The sequence below is a fragment of the Blautia sp. NSJ-175 genome (assembly GCF_022867815.1).
Lineage (GTDB): Bacteria > Bacillota > Clostridia > Lachnospirales > Lachnospiraceae > Blautia > Blautia celeris.
In genome coordinates this window covers 14979-34516 of sequence record NZ_JALIFQ010000005.1, presented here as the reverse complement: position 1 = coordinate 34516, position 19538 = coordinate 14979, and the positions used below count along the sequence as shown (strand labels likewise).

At 50.1% G+C, this 19538-nt stretch carries 20 protein-coding genes; 19 read left to right on the top strand and 1 reads right to left on the bottom strand.

The annotated features are described in order from the left end of the window. Window positions 1-37: 37 nt before the first annotated feature. From clpP to MUB35_RS09360, 15 genes are all read left to right on the top strand, one after another. Window positions 38-619, top strand: coding sequence for an ATP-dependent Clp endopeptidase proteolytic subunit ClpP (clpP, locus tag MUB35_RS09430; RefSeq protein WP_033140954.1), 582 nt, complete (start codon window positions 38-40; stop codon window positions 617-619). Window positions 620-699: 80 nt separating this feature from the next. Continuing rightward, window positions 700-1995 carry an ATP-dependent Clp protease ATP-binding subunit ClpX gene (clpX, locus tag MUB35_RS09425; protein ID WP_033140955.1) on the top strand — a complete coding sequence of 432 codons (1296 nt, stop codon included), beginning with the start codon at window positions 700-702 and terminating at the stop codon, window positions 1993-1995. Window positions 1996-2024: 29 nt separating this feature from the next. After that, a complete protein-coding gene (gene lon / locus MUB35_RS09420; protein ID WP_033140956.1) occupies window positions 2025-4340 on the top strand; it encodes an endopeptidase La in 2316 nt (771 codons plus the stop codon). 22 nt (window positions 4341-4362) lie between these two features. Then, window positions 4363-4956, top strand: coding sequence for a ribosome biogenesis GTP-binding protein YihA/YsxC (gene yihA, locus MUB35_RS09415; RefSeq protein WP_033140957.1), 594 nt, complete (start codon window positions 4363-4365; stop codon window positions 4954-4956). A 118-nt stretch (window positions 4957-5074) separates the two neighbouring features. After that, window positions 5075-6259, top strand: coding sequence for a GNAT family N-acetyltransferase (locus MUB35_RS09410; RefSeq protein WP_103731916.1), 1185 nt, complete (start codon window positions 5075-5077; stop codon window positions 6257-6259). Between the two features lie 67 nt (window positions 6260-6326). Beyond that, window positions 6327-7172, top strand: a complete 846-nt coding sequence (locus MUB35_RS09405) for an energy-coupling factor transporter ATPase (RefSeq protein WP_033140959.1) — start codon at window positions 6327-6329, stop codon at window positions 7170-7172. Further along, window positions 7163-8020: an energy-coupling factor transporter ATPase gene (locus tag MUB35_RS09400; protein ID WP_227244534.1), complete on the top strand. Its 858-nt coding sequence runs from the start codon at window positions 7163-7165 to the stop codon at window positions 8018-8020. The genes MUB35_RS09405 and MUB35_RS09400 overlap by 10 nt, the downstream gene beginning before the upstream one ends. Then, a complete protein-coding gene (locus MUB35_RS09395) occupies window positions 8017-8817 on the top strand; it encodes an energy-coupling factor transporter transmembrane component T family protein (RefSeq protein ID WP_227244535.1) in 801 nt (266 codons plus the stop codon). The genes MUB35_RS09400 and MUB35_RS09395 overlap by 4 nt, the downstream gene beginning before the upstream one ends. A gap of 10 nt (window positions 8818-8827) precedes the next feature. Next, window positions 8828-9586: a tRNA pseudouridine(38-40) synthase TruA gene (gene truA, locus MUB35_RS09390; protein WP_033140962.1), complete on the top strand. Its 759-nt coding sequence runs from the start codon at window positions 8828-8830 to the stop codon at window positions 9584-9586. Between the two features lies 1 nt (window position 9587). Next, on the top strand, window positions 9588-11069 hold the full coding sequence (malQ, locus tag MUB35_RS09385) for a 4-alpha-glucanotransferase (RefSeq protein WP_033140963.1): 1482 nt from the start codon (window positions 9588-9590) through the stop codon (window positions 11067-11069). A gap of 60 nt (window positions 11070-11129) precedes the next feature. Next, the gene (locus MUB35_RS09380) at window positions 11130-11639 is read left to right on the top strand and encodes a flavin reductase family protein (RefSeq protein WP_033140964.1); all 510 of its coding nucleotides are present in this window, start codon (window positions 11130-11132) and stop codon (window positions 11637-11639) included. 5 nt (window positions 11640-11644) lie between these two features. Then, window positions 11645-12589 carry an AEC family transporter gene (locus MUB35_RS09375; protein ID WP_033140965.1) on the top strand — a complete coding sequence of 315 codons (945 nt, stop codon included), beginning with the start codon at window positions 11645-11647 and terminating at the stop codon, window positions 12587-12589. Window positions 12590-12608: 19 nt separating this feature from the next. Continuing rightward, entirely contained in the window at window positions 12609-12830 is a 222-nt protein-coding gene (locus MUB35_RS09370) for a hypothetical protein (protein ID WP_033140966.1), read from the top strand. Between the two features lie 67 nt (window positions 12831-12897). Then, window positions 12898-13158 (top strand): hypothetical protein, encoded by a 261-nt coding sequence (locus MUB35_RS09365; protein ID WP_054352920.1) that lies wholly within the window; start codon window positions 12898-12900, stop codon window positions 13156-13158. A 138-nt stretch (window positions 13159-13296) separates the two neighbouring features. Continuing rightward, a complete protein-coding gene (locus MUB35_RS09360; RefSeq protein WP_227244536.1) occupies window positions 13297-14967 on the top strand; it encodes a sensor domain-containing diguanylate cyclase in 1671 nt (556 codons plus the stop codon). Between the two features lie 63 nt (window positions 14968-15030). Here the strand turns inward: MUB35_RS09360 and MUB35_RS09355 are convergent, their stop codons facing one another. Further along, window positions 15031-15231, bottom strand: a complete 201-nt coding sequence (locus tag MUB35_RS09355) for a cold-shock protein (protein ID WP_018596689.1) — start codon at window positions 15229-15231, stop codon at window positions 15031-15033. Between the two features lie 335 nt (window positions 15232-15566). Here MUB35_RS09355 and MUB35_RS09350 point away from each other — a divergent pair, with 335 nt between their 5' ends. From MUB35_RS09350 to MUB35_RS09335, 4 genes are read left to right on the top strand one after another with little or no spacing between them, the layout of a single operon-like run. Further along, a complete protein-coding gene (locus tag MUB35_RS09350; RefSeq protein ID WP_103732414.1) occupies window positions 15567-16865 on the top strand; it encodes a dihydroorotase in 1299 nt (432 codons plus the stop codon). A gap of 27 nt (window positions 16866-16892) precedes the next feature. Continuing rightward, complete coding sequence (gene pyrF / locus MUB35_RS09345; protein WP_033140970.1) at window positions 16893-17822, top strand: orotidine-5'-phosphate decarboxylase; 930 nt, start codon at window positions 16893-16895, stop codon at window positions 17820-17822. 10 nt (window positions 17823-17832) lie between these two features. Next, a complete protein-coding gene (locus MUB35_RS09340; RefSeq protein WP_103732413.1) occupies window positions 17833-18609 on the top strand; it encodes a dihydroorotate dehydrogenase electron transfer subunit in 777 nt (258 codons plus the stop codon). Beyond that, window positions 18609-19511, top strand: a complete 903-nt coding sequence (locus MUB35_RS09335) for a dihydroorotate dehydrogenase (RefSeq protein ID WP_181014480.1) — start codon at window positions 18609-18611, stop codon at window positions 19509-19511. Before MUB35_RS09340 ends, MUB35_RS09335 begins: the two co-directional genes overlap by 1 nt. Window positions 19512-19538 lie beyond the last annotated feature (27 nt).

The window sequence follows — 19538 nt, the reverse complement described above, 5'->3', positions numbered from 1 at the left end:
GTTTCTTACGCCCGCGTGACAGAATAGGAGGAGTTTCATGAGTTTAGTACCATACGTCATCGAACAGAACAGCAGAGGAGAGAGGAGTTATGACATCTACTCCAGGCTGTTAAAAGATAGAATCATATTTCTGGGAGAAGAAGTGAATGACACAACAGCAAGCCTGACTGTGGCACAGCTTCTGTTCCTGGAATCAGAGGACCCGGGAAAGGACATTCATCTGTATATCAACAGTCCGGGCGGTTCTGTGACAGCAGGATGGGCTATTTATGATACCATGCATTACATTAAATGTGATGTGTCCACAATCTGCATTGGTATGGCTGCGAGCATGGGTGCATTCCTGCTGGCAGGCGGTACAAAAGGAAAGAGATTCGCGCTTCCAAACGCGGAGATCATGATTCACCAGCCGTCCGGCGGCGCGAAGGGACAGGCTACGGAAATTCAGATTGTTGCCGACATGATTTTGAAGACCAAGAAGAAACTGAATGAGACTCTGGCCGCCAACACAGGTCAGCCTTTTGAAGTCATTGCCAGAGATACGGAAAGAGATTATTATATGTCCGCAGAAGAGGCAAAGGCTTATGGTCTGATTGACAGTGTGATCGAGCACAGGTAAGAACGAATGATAAGACTCCTGCGGTGTTAGCTGCGGGGGTCTTTCGGCATTAATACGGAAATCAAGAAAGGAATAGAAGAATGGCGATAAAAGGAAACGAGCCAAAAATCCGCTGCTCTTTCTGCGGAAAGACAGAAGAACAGGTACGGAAACTGATTGCAGGCCCCAGCGGTACTTACATCTGTGATGAATGCGTGGAAATCTGTGCGGAGATCATAGATGAGGACAGTACAGGGTACACGGAAGATGGCGGCGGGGAGATCAATCTGCTGAAACCACAGGAGATCAAGACATTTTTGGATGATTATGTGATCGGGCAGGATGAGGCGAAAAAGGTGCTGTCTGTAGCCGTTTACAATCACTATAAGCGCGTTATGGCGGGAAAAGATTCCGACATTGAACTTCAGAAGAGTAATATCCTTATGCTGGGACCCACCGGTTCCGGTAAGACACTGCTGGCACAGACACTTGCCAGACTTTTGAATGTACCTTTTGCCATTGCAGACGCCACAACCCTCACGGAGGCCGGATATGTAGGCGAGGATGTGGAGAATATTCTGCTGAAGATCATTCAGGCGGCTGATTATGATATTGACCGTGCGCAGTACGGCATTATTTACATTGATGAGATCGACAAGATAACAAGAAAGTCGGAGAATGCGTCCATCACAAGAGATGTATCCGGTGAGGGTGTCCAGCAGGCGCTTCTTAAGATCCTGGAGGGCACAGTTGCCAGCGTTCCGCCTCAGGGAGGAAGAAAGCATCCGCACCAGGAATTTCTGCAGATCGATACCACCAATATTCTCTTTATCTGCGGCGGTGCGTTTGAGGGACTCAATAAGATCATTGAAAACAGAAAAGATACAAAAGCCATTGGTTTCAATGCTGTTGTGACAGATAAAAAAGACAGAAATGTGGGAGAGATCCTGAAAGAGGTAATGCCTCAGGACCTGGTAAAATTCGGCATGATACCCGAATTTGTGGGCCGTGTTCCTGTAGTGGTATCCCTGGATGCCCTGGATGAGGAGGCACTGGTGAAGATTCTGAAGGAGCCAAGAAACTCTCTGATCAGACAGTACAAGAGACTTTTTGAGCTTGACGGCGTGGATCTGGACTTTGACGATGATGCCCTGGTGGCCATTGCCAAGAAGTCCATGGACAGAAAGACAGGAGCCAGGGGACTGCGCGCCATTATGGAAAATACCATGATGGACCTTATGTATACAGCGCCCTCTGATGAGACCATACGCTCCTGCAAGATAACAAAAGATTTGGTAGAAGGTAAGGGCCAGGCCTTAATTGAACATGGGGAAATGCAGCCGCCCACAAGGAGAAACAAGGGCGGACGCAAGAGGGGGACACCAGAAACTGCATAATTATGCATAACGATTAAGGAGGCGCGGGAATGAGTGACATAATCTATAATCTGCCGGCCATCGCCCTTAGAGGTACAACGATCCTTCCTGACATGATCGTCCACTTTGACGTGAGCAGGGAAAAATCCATCCAGGCCATTGAGAAGGCCATGATGCAGGACCAGAGGGTGCTTCTGATCACTCAGAAAGACCCTGCAGTGGAGGACCCGGGACAGGAGGATCTATATAAAATAGGAACCGTTGCGGAGATCAAGCAGCTTGTAAAGCTGCCGAAGAATATTGTCCGTGTCCTGGTAGAGGGAATGGAGCGGGCAGAGCTGATCCGTTTTACGGAAAGTGAATACTATCTGAACGCCGAGGCAGCCACATTCGATGAGGAGGAGCTGAGGCAGGTGGATGAGAGCGTGGAGGAAGCCATGCTCCGGGGGATTAAGGAGATCTTTGTAAAATACTGCAGTGTAAATCCCAAGATGAGCAAAGAACTGGCAGGACAGATCCTGGAGCTTGACGATGTGAGCAAAGTTATTGACCAGATATCCATCCATCTCCCCATGAAGTATGAGGACAGGCAGAGTGTTCTGGAAGCGGTATCCCTGGAGGCGCGCTATGAGGAGCTGGGCATTATTCTCACCAATGAGATAGAAGTCCTGGAAATCAGCGCGGAGCTGCAGAGCAAAGTAAAAGAACGGGTGGATAAAAACCAGAGGGAATACATCTTAAGGGAACAGCTCAAACTGATACGGGAAGAGCTGGGGGAAGATGATACCCGCTCCGAGGCGGACCAGTTCCGCGAGGATGTAAAAAAACTGAAGGCTTCCCGGGAAGTAAAAGAGAAGATATTAAAAGAGGTGGAGCGTTTTAAAAACACTGCCGGCAGCCAGGCAGAGTCCAGTGTAATGCGCAGTTATATCGAGACGCTTCTCTCCCTGCCCTGGGACAAGCTGACCAGGGACAATAAAAACCTGAAGGAGGCCAACAAGGTTCTGGAAACAGATCACTACGGCCTGCACAAGGTGAAAGAGCGCATCATGGAATTTCTGGCGGTGCGCACACTCACTAAAAAAGGCGAGAGCCCCATTCTCTGTCTGGTCGGCCCTCCCGGAACAGGAAAGACATCCATTGCCAAATCCGTGGCACGGGCGCTTCACAAGGAGTATGTCCGCATCTGCCTGGGCGGTGTCCGGGATGAAGCGGAGATCCGCGGCCACAGAAGAACTTATATCGGCGCCATGCCGGGCAGAATTGCCAATGGACTGATACAGGCAGGTGTCAAGAATCCCCTGATGCTTTTGGATGAGATTGACAAAGTGAGCAGTGACTATAAAGGTGACACCTCCTCCGCACTTCTGGAAGTGCTGGATTCTGAGCAGAACAACAAGTTCAGGGACCACTATGTGGAGATTCCCCTGGATCTGTCTGAGGTACTGTTCATTGCCACGGCCAACGACCTGCAGACCATACCAAGGCCCCTTCTGGACCGTATGGAGATCATTGAGGTGAGCAGCTATACGGAAAATGAAAAATGGCACATCGGCAGGGAACATCTGGTTCCCAAGCAGATGAAGATCCATGGACTGAAAGAGGGACAGCTCATCCTGGATGATGAGGCTCTGCGGGAAATGATCACCGGCTACACAAAGGAAGCCGGAGTCAGGGAGCTGGAGCGGAAGATCGGTGAGATCTGCCGGAAGACGGCGCGAAAGATCCTGGAGGATAAGCAGGAATCCGTGACGGTGAATCCGGAGAATCTGGAGGAGTTCTTAGGCAGGGCGAAATACACCTACCAGAAAAAGAACAGCTTTGATGAGATCGGAATCGTTCGCGGGCTGGCCTGGACCAGTGTGGGAGGTGATACCCTGCAGATCGAGGTAAACCTCATGCCCGGAAAAGGCGAGTTCATGCTGACAGGGCAGCTCGGAGATGTGATGAAAGAGTCGGCCCAGACCGGTGTAAGCTACATCCGTTCCATTGCTGATAAGTATAATATAAAACCTGAATTTTTTCAGGAACACGATTTACATATCCACATTCCTGAAGGTGCTGTTCCGAAGGACGGCCCCTCTGCGGGAATCACCATGGCTACAGCCATGCTCTCCGCGGTGACGGGAACTCCGGTGAAGGCCAATCTTGCCATGACCGGTGAGATTACCCTCCGGGGCAGGGTCCTGCCCATCGGCGGCCTGAAGGAAAAACTTCTGGCAGCCAAGAGCGCAGGCATTGAGACCGTACTGGTCCCGGCGGAGAACAGACCGGATATTGAAGAAATGGAACAAGAGATCACAGACGGCCTTTTAATCCTATTCGTCAGCACAATGGAAGAGGTGCTGGCGCAGGCTTTTGTCTGAAACCATATTCGGAGGATGAAAGATGGTAATTAAGAATGTATCACTGGATATTGTCTGCGGTGTCACCAGCACGCTTCCAAAAACGGAGCTGCCGCACATCGCATTTGCGGGGAAATCCAACGTGGGGAAATCATCCCTGATCAATGCGCTTATGAACAGGAAATCCCTGGCAAGGACCAGCGCATCCCCCGGAAAGACACAGACTATAAATTTTTATAATGTGAACGATGCGCTGTACCTGGTGGACCTGCCGGGTTACGGATATGCAAAGGTGGCCCAGGCAGTAAAGGAACAATGGGGAAAGCTGATCGAGAGATATCTGCAGAATACCAAAGAGTTACGAGCAGTGTTTCTTCTCATTGATATCCGCCATGACCCATCTGCAAATGATAAAACCATGTATGACTGGATTGTGCACAACGGATATGAGCCGATTATCATAGCAACAAAAGTGGACAAATTAAAGAGAAGCCAGGTGCCCAAGCATGTGAAAGCCCTGAAAGAAGGGCTTGCGCTGCGTCCGGGTACTGCCGTGATCCCTTTTTCTGCCGAGACAAAACAGGGCAGGGAGGAGATCTGGGAGCTGGCGGAAAGTTTGCTGTTTGAGCCGGCGTAGAACCGTGTAGAGATACGAGGGAGTGTCGCTTTGACAGCGGCACTCCCTGTTTTTCGTTACAGCGCTTTGCCGCAGAGATTCTGAATACAGGGTAAAGTTCCGTTAAAAGGGAGATAGTATGTTAAAAGGAATTATTTTCGATATGGACGGCGTGCTTATAAACAGTGAGCCGGTCCACTACAGAGTTTGGAAACAGACGCTTGCAGCGCGGGGGATTGAACTGGATTACGAAATTTACAAACCATGTATCGGTTCCACCAATGGTTTTTTAATGGATATACTGCACGACAACTACGGGATTTCCAGGGATGACGAGGAACTGGTAAAGACCATGAAACAGATAAAGGAACAGGTCATAAAAGAGGAAGGATTCCCCATGATCGAGGGGGTACCCCAGCTTCTGAAGCGCTTAAAAGACGGTGGATACTGCCTGGCGATCGCGTCCTCCTCTCCCCTTTCCTACATCCGGCAGGTGGTGACAACCCTGGGAATCGACAGCTATTTTGACATTCTGGTGAGCGGGGAGCAGGTGAAGAACCCAAAACCGGCGCCGGATGTATTTCTGGAGACGGCAAAGCAGATGGGGCTGGATCCGGAGGAGTGTCTCATACTGGAGGATTCCGCCAACGGATGCAGGGCTGCAAAGGCAGCGGGCATCGTCTGTATTGCCTACTTCAATCCTGATTCCGGAAAACAGGATCTCAGTTCTGCAGATATGGTCATAGAGGGATATGAAGAGATTGACACAGCTTTTTTGGAGAAAGTGTACTGTCATGGCAGACATCTTCCCGCAGTGGTCTGTGAGACAGAAAGACTGCGCATCCGGGAAATGTCTGAGCGGGATATCCCCAAAATGATGGAGATCACAAGCCAGGGCACACCCGACACTGCGGAGGGCGTGGAAAAAAGCCTGGAGGAGGAACTGGAGGCATTTCCTTCATACCGCAAGTACATGTACGAAATGTGTGATATGGGATACTGGGTTCTGGAGGAGAAGGAGAGCGGCACCATCGTGGGCCGCGCCGGTGTAGAGCCGAAGATCTGGAACCACAACAGCTCTGTGGTAGAGCTGGGATATCTGATCGATGAAAAACACAGAAGAAAAGGTTTTGCCTATGAAGCCTGCCGCGGCATCCTGGAGGAGGCAAAGAAAAGAGGGGCTGTGTATCTGTACTGCAGAATACGCAGTGCCAATCTGGCTTCCAAAAAGCTGGCGCGCAAGCTGGGCTTTTCCAAGATTGATTACCGTCTGGAGGATGACTGCGAGGATATGGAGGTTTACAGATATACCTGCAGTGACTAGCTGCGGGCAGGAGTAACGATTCAGTTGACTGGATAGTTACAATCAGGTACAATGGAAAGGATATAAAATGGGAATTGTAAAAGCCATTAAACTGGTGCATGACTATTATAAATACGATGAAAGCGGCCATGTGGAGGGCACGTACAGAGCCCTTGACAATGTGGAGCTGGATATCGAGGCAGGACAGTTTATTGCTGTCCTGGGACACAACGGCTCCGGAAAATCCACGCTGGCGAAGCATATCAATGCCCTTTTGTTTCCTACGGAGGGTGCGCTGTGGCTGGACGGCATGAACACCACGGAGGAGGAGGATATCTGGAAGATCCGCCAGAAGGCAGGAATGGTCTTCCAAAATCCCGACAATCAGATCATCGGTACCGTGGTGGAGGAGGACGTGGGCTTCGGCCCTGAGAATATGGGAATCCCCACGGATGATATCTGGCAGAGAGTGAATGAAAGTCTGGAGGCAGTGGGTATGACTGCCTACCGCCACCATTCACCAAATAAGCTGTCAGGCGGACAGAAGCAGAGGGTTGCCATAGCAGGTGTCATGGCCATGCATCCCAAATGCATTATTCTGGACGAACCCACAGCCATGCTGGACCCAAACGGCAGAAAAGAAGTGCTCCGGGCAGTAAAGGAGCTCAATGAAAAGGAAGGCATCACAGTGGTTCTGATCACGCATTATATGGAGGAAGTGGTGAACGCGGACAAGGTGTTCGTCATGGACCAGGGAAAAGTAGTGATGCAGGGAACACCCAGAGAAGTCTTTTCCAGGGTGGAGGAGCTGAAATCCTACCGCCTGGATGTGCCCCAGGTCACACTACTGGCCTATGAGCTGAAGCAGGCAGGGGTGAAGATACCTGCGGGAATTCTGACGACAGAGGAATTGGTGAACGCATTATGTCAATAAAATTAGAGCATATCACATACACATACAGTCCGGGAACAGTCTATGAGATGCACGCCTTAAAGGATGTGGATATGGAGATTCCGGACGGCCAGTTCATGGGCATCATAGGACACACGGGAAGCGGAAAATCCACACTGATACAGCATTTCAACGGCCTTATGAAACCCACATCAGGCAAAGTCCTCTACAACGGCCAGGATATATGGGCGGAAAAATATGACAGGCAGAAACTGAGAAGCAAGGTGGGACTGGTGTTCCAGTATCCGGAGCATCAGCTCTTTGAGGCGGAGGTTCTTGAGGATGTCTGCTTCGGGCCGAAGAATCTGGGGCTTTCCAAAGAGGAAGCCGAGGAAAGGGCTGTCAGGGCGCTGACCCAGGCAGGGATTTCCGAAAAGTTTTATAAAAGCTCCCCCTTTGAGCTGTCGGGAGGACAGAAGCGGCGGGCAGCCATTGCGGGTGTGCTGGCCATGGAGCCGGAGGTGCTGATCCTGGATGAACCCACGGCAGGCCTGGACCCCCAGGGGCGGGATGAGATACTGGACCAGATCGCATCCCTGCACAGTCTGCGGGGAATCACTGTGATCCTGGTATCCCACAGTATGGAGGACATTGCCAAATACGTGGAGCGCATGATTGTAATGAATAAAGGGGAAAAGGCATTTGACGGTGTGCCGAGAGAAGTCTTTTCCCACTATAAGGAGCTGGAGGCCATGGGGCTTGCGGCGCCTCAGATCACTTACATCATGCACGCTTTGGGGGAACGCGGGCTGCATGTGGATACCTCAGCCACCACGGTGGAGGAGGCAAAGACAAGTATATTACAGGCACTGGAGAGATTGGACAAATGATAAGAGATATAACCATCGGACAATATTACCCTGCGGATTCCATTCTCCACAGGCTGGACCCCCGCGTGAAGTTTGTGGGAACCATCATGTTTCTGGTGTCACTTTTTGTGGCAAATTCCTTCTGGGGTTATCTGCTGGCAACGTTTTTTCTGGCAGCGGTCATCATCATGTCAAAGGTTCCCGTTAAGTTTATGCTGAAAGGGCTGAAACCGCTGTTCTTAATTCTGCTGATCACTGTTGCCTTCAATCTGTTTTTAATACCGGGCAGGGTGCTGTGGCAGTTCTGGATCTTCAAGATCACACAGGAGGGTATCCTGCAGGCTGTGAAGATTGGTATCCGGCTGATCTATCTGGTCATCGGTTCCTCAGTCATGACACTGACCACTACGCCGAACCAGCTCACAGACGGTCTGGAGAGACTTATGAGGCCGCTGAATAAGATCAGGGTGCCGGTACATGATATCGCCATGATGATGTCCATTGCCCTCAGATTCATTCCCATCCTTATGGAGGAGACAGATAAGATCATGAAGGCACAGATCGCCAGAGGCGCTGATTTTGAGAACGGCAATCTGATTCAGAAGGCTAAGAACCTGCTGCCGCTTCTGGTTCCCCTTTTCATCTCCGCGTTCAGAAGGGCAGATGATCTGGCTATGGCCATGGAGGCACGCTGTTATCACGGCGGTGAGAACAGGACATCTATGAAGCCTCTCAAATACCACAGCAGGGACACCTCAGCTTACCTGTGCATCTTTTTGTACCTGGCCGCGGACATCGCGATCCGCGTGCTGGTCTAGGAGGCGCCGTATGAAACGTGTAATGCTGGAAGTGGCCTATGACGGCACAAATTACTGCGGCTGGCAGGTACAGCCAAACGGGATCACCGTACAGGAGGTGCTGAACCGCCATCTGGCGGAGCTGTTAAAGGAGCCTGTGGAGACCATAGGCGCCAGCAGAACCGACGCAGGCGTCCATGCCCTGGGCAATGTGGCTGTGTTCGACACCAACGCCAGAATGCCGGGGGAGAAGATTTCCTACGCCCTGAACCAGCGGCTTCCTGAAGATATCCGGATCCAGCGGTCAAGGGAGGTCAGCAGGGATTTTCATCCCAGGTACCGGGTAAGTGAGAAGACATATGAATACCGGATACTGAACAGAAGATTTCCGGTGCCAACAGAGCGCTTTTACTCCCATTTTACTTATATCCCCATGGATATTGAGAAGATGAGACAGGCAGGGGCGTACCTGCTGGGCGAACATGATTTTAAAAGTTTCTGCGGTGCGGGAGCGCAGGTGAAGACAACCGTCAGGACCATCCACAGCTTTTCGGTGGAACGTGAGAATGACCTGATCACCATACGCATCACGGGCAGCGGATTTTTGTATAATATGGTGCGGATTCTGGCCGGCACGCTGATGGAGATCGGCGGTGGAGCCTATCCGCCGGAAAAGATGCAGGATATACTGGCTGCCAGAGACAGGAAGGCAGCCGGCCCCACCGCCCCGGCGCGGGGGCTGACCCTGATAAAAATTGACTATAAAAACGGCAAGGAAGAGGAATTGTGATATGAGAAGAAGTGGAATGCTGCTGCCAATAGCCAGTCTGCCGTCTCCATACGGCATTGGAGCATTTTCTAAGGAGGCATATGAGTTTATTGATCTTTTAAGAGATACGGGTCAGAAACTCTGGCAGATACTGCCGCTGGGACCTACCAGCTACGGGGATTCCCCCTATCAATCCTTTTCCACCTTTGCAGGCAATCCCTATTTCATCGATCTGAACGTCCTGATCGGGAAAGGATGGCTGACAAAGGAAGAGTGCGACGCCTGTGACTGGGGAGATCATCCCTCCTATATTGATTACGGAAAAATATATGAGAGCCGTTTTCCTCTTCTTCGGAAGGCCTTTGAAAGGAGCAAAATCCTGTCTGACGGGAATTTTCTTACCTTCTGTGTGGAGAACAACCACTGGCTGGATGACTATGCCCTGTATATGGCTGTGAAAAACAAATTCGGCGGCAAAAGCTGGATCGAGTGGGACGAGGAAGTGCGTCTGAGAGAGCCGGCTGCCCTGAAGAGATATCAGGACGAGCTGCGGGAGGACATTATCTTTTACCAGTATCTGCAGTTCGAGTTTTTTGAGCAGTGGAAGAATGTAAAGAACTATGCCCATGAAAAAGGGATTCAGATTGTTGGGGACATTCCCATATATGTGGCCTTTGACAGTGCGGATACCTGGGCGAATCCGGAGCTGTTCCAGTTGGATGAGAACAATCTGCCGGTGGCTGTGGCAGGCTGTCCGCCGGACGGGTTCTCCGCCACAGGCCAGCTCTGGGGCAATCCCCTGTACCGCTGGGATTACCACAAGAGAATGCACTACGGCTGGTGGATGCGCAGGATTGCCCACTGTTTCAAGCTTTTTGACATTGTGCGGATTGACCATTTCAGGGGATTTGATGAGTATTATTCCATTCCCTACGGAGATGAGACCGCACAGAACGGCCACTGGGAAAAGGGACCGGGCATGGACCTGTTCCATACCATGAAAGAGGAGCTTGGGGAGCGGAACATCATTGCTGAGGATCTGGGATTTCTCACGGAGACCGTTTACAAGCTTCTGCGGGACAGCGGGTATCCGGGCATGAAGGTGCTGCAGTTTGCCTTTGACACCAGTGAGAACAGCGACTATCTCACCTACAAGTATGACAGAAACTGTGTGGTCTACACAGGAACCCATGACAATGACACCACTGTGGGCTGGTATGAGCACATGACTGACTGGGACAGGGATGTGGCCCTTAGATATATGAACAGCTTCCATACACCGAAAGAGGAGCAGCACTGGGATCTGATCAGCCTTGCCATGCGCAGTGTGGCTGATACCTGCATCATACCCGTGCAGGATTATCTGGGGCTCGGCAGCGAGGCCAGGATCAATACGCCATCCACATTAGGGGACAACTGGAAGTGGAGAATGAGCAAAAATGCATTTTCGGATGAATTAAAAGGCAGGATCTGGCATATGACAAAATTATACGGCAGATTATAGTGTCCGTTCAGATGTCTGAACGGCTGCTGAATACAAGCCGGGAGAAAGGAAGGAATTATTATGGCATTTAAAGAGGTAAAAGCAGAGGAATTACAGTTCAATCCATTTACAAAGATAGGAAAAGAGTGGATGCTGATCACAGCAGGCACAGAGGAAAAATATAATACCATGACTGCAAGCTGGGGCGGCGTTGGTGTGATCTGGGGCAAAGATGTGGTGACAGCCTATATCCGTCCCCAGCGCTACACAAAGGAATTTGTGGACGCAAATGACACCTTTACCATCTCCTTCTTCCCTGAAGGGTACAAAAAAGCATTAAGCTTATGCGGCAGCGTGTCAGGCCGTGACAGAGACAAGATCAGTGAGGCCGGACTTACTGCCTGCTTTGTGGACGGCGCTCCCGCGTTTGAGGAGGCCAGCCTGGTGTTTGTCTGCAAAAAGATGTATCACGGAGACCTCTTCCCGGAAAACTTTGATGCTCCGGAGAATGATGAAAAATGGTACCCTGAGAAAGATTATCACACCATGTACATCGGTGAGATCCTGAAGGTACTGGTGAAGGAAGGCTGAGCTCATTGGAGAATCTTATATTCAGCCTGAATGCCACACTGCCCATTTTCCTCACCATGCTTCTGGGCCTTCTGTTCAGGTATCTGGGGCTGATGAATGCTGACTTTGTGGCAAAGCTCAACCGTTTTGTCTTCGTGGCAGCCATACCGGCCCTGGTGTTCCAGGATATATCCTCTGTGGATGTGCGGAAAAGCTGGGACGGCGGTTTTGTTCTGTTCTGCTTTCTCGCCACACTGGTGAGTATCACCGTGATCGCCCTCCTTGCCAGGCTGCTAGTGGAGGAGGAGATCCGCGGGGAGTTTGTGCAGGCTTCCTACCGAAGCAGTGCAGCGATCCTGGGGATTGCCTTTATACAGAATATCTACGGCAGTTCCGGTATGGCCCCCCTTATGATCGTGGGGACAGTTCCCCTCTACAACGCGGCAGCGGTGGTGATCCTCTCCCTTATGAAGCCCGGGAGAAAAAAGCTTGACCGGAAACTGCTGCTGAAAACAGCAAAGGGCATTGTCACCAATCCCATCATACTGGGAATCCTGGCAGGGATTCTCTGGTCTGTTCTTAGGATTCCGCAGCCGGAGATCATGCAGAAGACAGTGAAGAATGTGGCAGTTCTGGCAACCCCTCTCGGTCTTATGGCTATGGGTGCATCCTTTGAGGGAAAGAAAGCACTGGCAAAGCTGCGCCCCTCCGTGCTGGCAAGTCTGATCAAACTGGTGGTGCTGGCTGCTGTATTCCTTCCCCTGGCTGTCCGGCTGGGCTATACGAAGGAGCGGCTGATCGCCATACTGGTCATGCTGGGGTCAGCTACAACGGTGAGTTGTTTTGTCATGGCGAAAAATATGGGCCATGAGGGAGTGCTGACTTCCAGTACGGTAATGCTGACTACCTTTTTTTCCGCATTTACACTGACCGGCTGGCTGTTCTTATTAAAAACCCTGGGACTGGTATAAGAGAAAGGATCGTGGTTCTGTGTTTGGCAGGAAAAAGAAAAAAGAGGTCATTCCCTTTGACCGCACAGCCGTGAAGCCTGTGCTCAAATCCAGCATCTGCACCGGAGAGCAGGTGGCAGGATTCAAGGATCTGAAGACAGGAAAATTCCAGGAAGTGTGCCTGATCAAAAGCAGGGCAGACCTTCAGGAATTTATGGAGCAGTACGGAATCAGGGAAGAAGAAGTCTCAAAAGAGTGGTAAAATAAAGAAAGATATGCTATAATTAAAAATCAAGGAATATCCATAATCTTACATAAGGAGAAGCATCATGAGTCAGGAAAAAGTCGATAAGTATAAAAATTATAAAAATAACCGCGACAAGATCCAGAAAAAAGAAGCACGTGAACTTTTGCTTGAGAAGATCATTGTTTCTGCGGTTTGTCTGCTGATCGTTGGATGGATTGGCTATTCTGCCTACGGTCTTGCTACAAAAGACGACGCAGAGGGAGAGGCCACAACTACAGAAATGAACGTGACAGCCATGACAGATTATCTCCAGGAGCTTACTGCAGGAGAGACAGCCGAATAGGCATACAGGGAAGGCAGAATGGGAAATGCTAAGATGCATTTCCTTTTTTCTTGTTAAGCGGGAAGGCACGGACAGCGAAAGGCGCGCAGCGCGCGGAGGATACTTCACAGCAGTATGTTTTAAATGGAGGAATTGCGGTTGAGAGAAAAGAGGATCGGGAAGATCCGGTACTGGATTTTATTTTTTACAGTTGTGATCATGGCTGTGCTGGGCGTGTTTACGGCATTGCAGGCAGAACCGGAACCCCGGAATGTGCGGGAGAAAGGCAGCAGTGTTAATCAGTGGGATACCGGCTGGCACTATCAGGTGGATGACGGCACAGAGAAGACGTGTGAGGTCCCATCCCAAATAAAGATCCGGGGAGGGAAGATCATTCTTAGGCAGACCATCCCTGAATTTTCCGAGGAGGAAAAATATCTGGGATTTCTGAACCATTACCAGCAGGTTGAAATATACGTTGACGGTGTGTCAAGATACCGGTATATGGAACAGCAGACAGGGACATTTCACGGTATGCTGGGAAACAACTTTTGTATGACAAGGCTTGGCAGGGAAGATGCCGGAAAAGAGATAACCGTCATATTCAGCGGCTTTTATAGAGAAGGGCTGGTTCAGGTTCCCGTGATCTGTCTGGACAGCAGGGAAAGCATGCTTTTGGATATCCGAGTGCGGGAATGTCCCAGGATCATATTCTGTGTGGTGCTCCTGGTGCTGAGCGCGGGTATGTTTCTCCTCTGGCTTCTTTTGAGAGTCAGGGAGGCTGTGCATGTATCCAGCGTGTTTTATGCCTGGATCTTTATCCTGGTATCAGCAGTCTGGATCCTCACAGATTCCAAATTCATGGTATTCTTATCGCCATGGCCCAGACTGATCTGCCTGATATCCTTTTATGCGTTTTATATGATCCCCATCCCCATGCTTTCCTTTATCAGAGAAGTCTGCCAGAGGAGATCAGCCATGCTGGACTGGATGAAGACAATACTGGCCGGCAATGTACTGGTGCAGAGTCTTGTGTACCTGATGGGCGGACGTAAACTGATGCAGATGCTTCCGATCACCCATATCCTCTATGTGGCTGCCATGATCTGTTCTGTGATTTATATGGTAAAAGAGCTGAGAAGCAGTAAGGCCCAGTACGCCAGGATTTTCCTTGGCGGTGTCTTTTTCCTCATAGTCATGGCAGTGGTATCCCTGGTCTCCTTTTATACCGGGGTGGGCAGCAGGTATGCCATGTATTATCAGCTTGGACTTTTGGGCTTTGTGTGCGCACTGCTCAGGATGACGGTACGTCAGGTAAATGAAATCCTGGAGGATAGGACCGGGGACAGGATTCTTGAGGAGCTGGCCTATATGGATATTATGACAAAGCTTGGAAACCGCTCCGCATATGAGATGCGCCTGCAGGAACTGCAGGAGACGATGACCCGGGGACAGGAACTGTCAGCGGTCATGGTAGATTTAAACGGCCTAAAGAAAGTAAATGACACTTTTGGACACAGAGCCGGGGATGAGATGATCAAGGGATGTGCCCGGTGTCTGAGGGAGGCATTCTGTGGATTTGGCGAGATTTACAGAATCGGCGGCGATGAGTTCCTGATATTTTTAAAGCGTCTGCAGAGCATCCGGTCATGGGAGAAGAATCTGGAGGAAGCCCAGGAGAAGTATAATCAGGAACACGAGGTGAAGATTTCCATAGCGGCAGGGATTGCCACAGGCAGAAAAACGGGGGAATCAGATGAGTGGCTTCATGAACTGATCGGCCGGGCGGACAGGAATATGTATGAGAATAAGAAAAGCAGCAGGAAATAGAATAAAAAACGGCTGGGCAGAAGATTCTGCCCAGCCGCATTTTTCGTACAGTTTATCCGGAAATTATAATTTTTCTACGTTAGCTGCCTGCATTCCACGAGCGCCTTCAGTTAAATCATAAGATACAGCCTGTCCTTCTTCCAGGGATTTAAAACCATCTCCATTGATAGCGGAGAAGTGTACGAATACATCCTGTCCGTCTTCACCTGTGATGAATCCGTAGCCTTTTTCTGCATTAAACCATTTTACAGTTCCCTTGTTCATAGTGTTACCTCCATAAAATAAAAAATAAAAATTAGGATTGGATAAAGAAAACAGGAAGCACGCTTCGTGGAAAGTTCCCATTATTTATGAAAAATAAGCGGTCTTTAGAGAGGGTATTATAAATAAGAAATAATACAATCTCTAAAAACCGCTTAACATCACGATAACCGGAAGCTTATTAAATGCACTTTCAATTATTTATATCCAATATTCCTTTAACAAATTCAGTATATTCGCAAATCGAAAAAAAGTCAAGTAAAAATGTATAATTGACGAAAGAAATTGTGTATGTTACTATTAAAATCAAAAGATGTAAAGTCCCGGAGGAAGAATTTATGAATATTTTAATCAGGAACGGACGTATCATCGATCCGGCAACAAAGACAGACGAAATAAGCGACCTCTATATAGAGGGCGGCAAAGTGAAAAAGACAGGCAAGGGCCTTAAGCCAAAGGATAAGACAGATAAAGTCATCGACGCTTCAGGCTGCTATGTAATGCCCGGGCTCATTGACCTGCATGTGCATCTGCGGGACCCGGGGCTGACTTATAAAGAAGATATTGTGTCAGGCTCCAAGGCAGCAGCCAGAGGCGGATTCACCACAATTCTTGCCATGCCCAATACCAAGCCGGTCATCGACAGCGCGGACCGTGTGAAATACGTTCAGAATAAAGCAAAAGAATTGTCTCCTATCCATGTAATGCAGATCGGTGCCATTACAAAAGGACAGTCCGGTGAGGAACTGGCGGATATTGAGGAGATGATCGAGCAGGGCGTACCTGCCATCAGCGAGGACGGCAAATCCGTCATGAATGCCAGATTATATAAAAATGCCATGGGAATCGCGGCAAAATACGATATTCCCGTATTTGCCCACTGTGAAGACCGGAATATTGTGGGCAAGGGCTGCGTCAATGAGGACGAGCATTCCAGAGAGATGGGACTGCCGGGAATCAGCAACGCAGTGGAGGACATCATTGCGGCAAGGGATATTATCCTGGCAAAAGAGACAGGAGCCAAGCTTCATCTGTGCCACTGCTCCACCAAGGAGAGTGTCCGCATGGTAGAACTGGCGAAAAAAGAGGGGATCAAGGTGACAGGCGAAGTATGCCCCCACCACTTCACACTGACTTCTGACGATGTGGACCCCAATGACGCCAACTATAAGATGAATCCGCCTCTGCGCACAAAAGAGGACAGGGACGCACTGATCCGCGGCCTGAAGGATGATATTATGGATGTCATCAGTACAGATCATGCGCCTCACAGCCGTGAGGAGAAGACCATGCCCATCACCAGAGCGCCCTTCGGCATTGTGGGGCTGGAGACATCCGTTGCCCTCACCATCACGGAGCTGGTGGACAAGGGGATTCTGACACCCATGCAGATGGCGGAAAAAATGAGCTATAACCCTGCTAAGATCATCGGTCTTGACAGAGGCTCCCTGGAAGAGGGAAAAGCCGCTGATGTGACCATCATCGACCCGGATGCAGAATATGTTATTGATTCCATGACTTTCCTTTCAAAAGGAAAGAACACGCCATTCAACGGCCGCAGGGTAAAAGGTCTGGTAAAAGCCACAATCTGCGACGGTAAGATCGCCTATATCCAGGACGGCATGATCAGACAATAAAATAATTTCACTCACGGAGGAAAAATCATGATTAATAAACTTACAGAGAAGATCAGGAAGACCCACGCACCTATCGTGGTGGGTCTGGACCCTATGCTCAATTATATTCCGAAACACATCCAGGATGCTGCATTCAAAGAGTGCGGCGAGACCCTGGAAGGGGCGGCAGAAGCTGTCTGGCAGTTCAATAAAGCAATTGTGGACGCCACCCATGACCTGATTCCGGCAGTAAAACCGCAGATCGCCATGTATGAGCAGTTTGGTATCCCGGGTCTTATGGCTTTTAAGAAGACAGTGGATTACTGTAAAGAAAAGGACCTGGTTGTCATCGGTGATATCAAGCGCGGTGATATCGGTTCCACATCTGCCGCTTACGCAGCCGGCCACATCGGCAGGGTTCAGGTGGGCAGCAAGGAGTACGCCGGATTTGATGAGGATTTTGTGACTGTGAATCCGTATCTGGGATCAGACGGTGTGAACCCGTTTATTGATGTGTGTAAAAAGGAGAAAAAAGGTCTTTTCATCCTTGTAAAGACCTCCAATCCGTCCAGCGGGGAGTTCCAGGACCAGTTAGTAAACGGAAGACCGCTCTATGAACTGGTGGGAGAAAAAGTTGCCGAGTGGGGTCAGGAATGCATGGGCGATTCATACAGTTATATCGGTGCCGTGGTAGGTGCCACTTATCCCGAGATGGGTAAGATCCTTCGCCGGATCATGCCGAAAGCCTACATCTTGGTTCCGGGATACGGTGCCCAGGGCGGACAGGGAAAAGACCTGGTGCATTTCTTTAATGAAGACGGCCTGGGAGCCATTGTAAATTCCTCCCGCGGTATTATTGCTGCCTACAAGCAGGAAAAATACGCTGAGATCGGCGAAGCGAATTTCGCGGATGCATCCCGCAGAGCAGTGGAAGATATGATCGCAGACATTGACGGCGCTCTTAAGGCTGTAAAATAAGGAGAGGACCATGGCAAAAGCAAAGATAACAAGTACAGTGATCCGGCAGGAGAAGCTGGCTGAGGGTGTGTACAGCATGTGGCTGGCAGCAGAAGAGATTGCGGCAGTCGCCAAACCGGGACAGTTTATCTCTGTCTACAGCAGGGACCAGAGCAGAATGCTGCCCCGCCCCATCAGCCTGTGTGAGATAGACAGAGAAGCGGGAAGCCTGCGGATCGTATACAGAACAGTTGGCAAAGGAACAGAGGAATTTTCAAAAGCCTGTGCAGGTGACACTCTGGATATACTGGGACCTCTGGGCAATGGGTTCCCGATGGAGGAGATCAGGGGAAAACGCGTGCTCATGATGGGCGGCGGCATCGGCGTGCCCCCTATGCTGCAGACTGCCAAAGAGGCGGATGCGGATGTGACCATCATATCCGGTTACCGAAGCGCAGACCTCTTCCTCGTAAAAGAGCTGGAGGCAGCGGGAAGGCTTTTTATCACAACAGAGGATGGAAGTGTTGGTACGAAAGGCAATGTTATGGATGCCATCCGTGAGAACCATATAGAGCCGGAAGTCATCCTTGCCTGCGGCCCGACCCCCATGCTGCGGGCTGTGAAGGCCTATGCAGAGGAAAAGAAAATAACATGCTATATCTCCCTGGAGGAGAAGATGGCATGCGGAATCGGTGCCTGTCTGGCCTGTGTCTGTCAGTCAAAGGAAGTGGACGGACACTCCCATGTGCATAACAAGAGAATCTGCAAGGACGGCCCGGTATTTTTGAGCACGGAGGTAGAGCTTTGATGAATACAAAAGTGAATCTGGCAGGTGTGGAACTGAAGAATCCTGTTATGACAGCCTCAGGAACCTTTGGCTCCGGGGCAGAATACAGCGAATTTGTGGATTTGAGCTGCCTTGGTGCTGTTGTCACAAAGGGTGTGGCAAGTGTACCCTGGCCGGGCAATCCCACACCGCGTATCGCGGAGACTTCCTGCGGCATGTTGAACGCCATCGGCCTGCAGAATCCCGGTATTGACGTGTTCTGCGAGAGAGACATCCCTTTCCTGAAAAAATATGATACAAAGATCATTGTCAATGTATGCGGAAAGAGTACAGAGGAATACTGTGAAGTAGTGGAGCGTCTGGCCGGGGAAGATGTGGATATGCTGGAGATCAATATCTCCTGCCCTAACGTGAAGGAAGGCGGCATTGCATTCGGACAGGATCCCAAAGCAGTGGAAGCCATCACCAGGGAAGTAAAGAAGCATGCAAAACAGCCGGTTATCATGAAACTCAGCCCAAATGTGACAGATATTACAGAGATGGCAAAGGCCGCAGAGGCAGGCGGCGCGGATGTGCTTTCCCTGATCAACACACTGACCGGCATGAAGATAGATATCAATAAGAGAACGTTTGCACTGGCAAACAAGACAGGCGGTATGTCAGGTCCCTGTTTAAAACCTGTGGCTGTCCGCATGGTCTACCAGACAGCACGTGCGGTAAAACTGCCCATCATAGGCATGGGCGGCATCTGCAGTGCTGAGGATGCTCTGGAATTTATCCTGGCCGGCGCCACAGCCGTGTCCATAGGAACAGCTAATTTCACCAACCCCTATGCAACAGTGGAGACAGTCCGGGGGATTGAAGATTATATGAAGAAAAATAAAATTCAGGATATTCAATCCCTGATTGGTGTGGTAGAATAAACGGGAAGAGAAAACTAGGAGGAAATT

Bases quoted from the DNA above. Each gene is read 5' to 3' on its own strand.
- clpP (WP_033140954.1), top strand. From the start codon at position 38: ATGAGTTTAGTACCATACGTCATCGAACAGAACAGCAGAGGAGAGAGG.
- clpX (WP_033140955.1), top strand. From the start codon at position 700: ATGGCGATAAAAGGAAACGAGCCAAAAATCCGCTGCTCTTTCTGCGGA.
- lon (WP_033140956.1), top strand. From the start codon at position 2,025: ATGAGTGACATAATCTATAATCTGCCGGCCATCGCCCTTAGAGGTACA.
- yihA (WP_033140957.1), top strand. From the start codon at position 4,363: ATGGTAATTAAGAATGTATCACTGGATATTGTCTGCGGTGTCACCAGC.
- MUB35_RS09410 (WP_103731916.1), top strand. From the start codon at position 5,075: ATGTTAAAAGGAATTATTTTCGATATGGACGGCGTGCTTATAAACAGT.
- MUB35_RS09405 (WP_033140959.1), top strand. From the start codon at position 6,327: ATGGGAATTGTAAAAGCCATTAAACTGGTGCATGACTATTATAAATAC.
- MUB35_RS09400 (WP_227244534.1), top strand. From the start codon at position 7,163: ATGTCAATAAAATTAGAGCATATCACATACACATACAGTCCGGGAACA.
- MUB35_RS09395 (WP_227244535.1), top strand. From the start codon at position 8,017: ATGATAAGAGATATAACCATCGGACAATATTACCCTGCGGATTCCATT.
- truA (WP_033140962.1), top strand. From the start codon at position 8,828: ATGAAACGTGTAATGCTGGAAGTGGCCTATGACGGCACAAATTACTGC.
- malQ (WP_033140963.1), top strand. From the start codon at position 9,588: ATGAGAAGAAGTGGAATGCTGCTGCCAATAGCCAGTCTGCCGTCTCCA.
- MUB35_RS09380 (WP_033140964.1), top strand. From the start codon at position 11,130: ATGGCATTTAAAGAGGTAAAAGCAGAGGAATTACAGTTCAATCCATTT.
- MUB35_RS09365 (WP_054352920.1), top strand. From the start codon at position 12,898: ATGAGTCAGGAAAAAGTCGATAAGTATAAAAATTATAAAAATAACCGC.
- MUB35_RS09355 (WP_018596689.1), bottom strand. From the start codon at position 15,231: ATGAACAAGGGAACTGTAAAATGGTTTAATGCAGAAAAAGGCTACGGA.
- MUB35_RS09350 (WP_103732414.1), top strand. From the start codon at position 15,567: ATGAATATTTTAATCAGGAACGGACGTATCATCGATCCGGCAACAAAG.
- pyrF (WP_033140970.1), top strand. From the start codon at position 16,893: ATGATTAATAAACTTACAGAGAAGATCAGGAAGACCCACGCACCTATC.
- MUB35_RS09340 (WP_103732413.1), top strand. From the start codon at position 17,833: ATGGCAAAAGCAAAGATAACAAGTACAGTGATCCGGCAGGAGAAGCTG.
- MUB35_RS09335 (WP_181014480.1), top strand. From the start codon at position 18,609: ATGAATACAAAAGTGAATCTGGCAGGTGTGGAACTGAAGAATCCTGTT.